This window comes from Photobacterium alginatilyticum (assembly GCF_009910675.1).
GTDB lineage: Bacteria > Pseudomonadota > Gammaproteobacteria > Enterobacterales > Vibrionaceae > Photobacterium > Photobacterium alginatilyticum.
Genome location: NZ_RSEJ01000125.1, coordinates 1 through 1135, shown reverse-complemented (window position 1 = coordinate 1135; position 1135 = coordinate 1). Strand labels below are relative to the sequence as shown.

Genomic DNA, 1135 nt, shown 5'->3' with positions numbered 1-1135 from the left:
ATTAATTTCTCATAAGGGTATTGAATGGTTACAGGTAAACGATTYGCGTGAGATAAGGTAATCATGAAACCTTGACCAATGTACCTTGCAGCTCGTACTGTTTGTTGACCATAATTCATGAACCCAGTTACCATAGGGAACATATCGTAAATGTCTATAGAAATTTTCTATTTGTTTCTTTCTCTTGTTTKAGACAAATGGKAAATARAAAATMTCACTATTTTTTTTATAGYGAAAGAAGKTGGGAAGAAGTTGTTAATAATAGATTACCGAGAGAAATAGGTAAAAGAAATTTCCATCCAAGATTTAATAGTTGGTCCATTCGCAGCCTTGGTAGAGTCCATCTTGTTGTGATAGAAAAGAACAAAAATAAATACGTTTTAGCCAATGTAATAAAGATACCAATTATGGCTCCAACTATTTTTCTTGCTTTAGTTACTTCAAAAAATTCAGGAATGAATATGTACGGCATAGAAARATTCCAGCCGCCTAAGTAAAGAACTGTTACAAATAATGAAGAAACTAGTAAATTTAAATACGAAGCAAYGTAAAATAAACCAAATTTGATACCTGAATATTCGGTTTGATAACCTGCTACTAATTCTTCTTCTGCTTCTGGTAAATCAAAGGGTAATCTCTCACATTCCGCTAGCGAAGAAATTAAAAAAACGAAAAATCCTATAGGTTGACGCCACAAATTCCACCCCCAAAAACCATATTTTGATTGTGCTTCAACTATATCAACTGTACTTGAACTGTTAGATAATCATAGTCGGTGATAACAGCACTGCTATCATCTCTATTACAGAACCGTACATGAGATTTTCATCTCATACGGCTCCTCGAGGGTCCCAGATAAATCTAAAAACCTGTTTGATATTCTTTAAWTTTTAATATGTTTGTACGATAGATAAACAAACTAAAAATCTATTGTAAGGTTCCGAAKTAGACCAATGGAATTCTGTCTGCTATARAATATAGTTCKAATAAACCGTGCTTAGGAATTTATCTCATCTTTTTTTAATAATTYAATTGTTCTKTGTTGAGTAATAACTTAATCCTTGAAWAAAATMTTTTTKGTAGCAATTTTGATTAATAGATTAATATAAATTTCAACCTATTATTGTTGATTACA

1 pseudogene is annotated in these 1135 nt (G+C 31.2%); it reads right to left on the bottom strand.

The annotated features are described in order from the left end of the window. Positions 1-226: 226 nt before the first annotated feature. Positions 227-751 (bottom strand): annotated as a pseudogene (locus tag EIZ48_RS31475) (NADH-quinone oxidoreductase subunit H); the annotation flags it as partial. Positions 752-1135 lie beyond the last annotated feature (384 nt).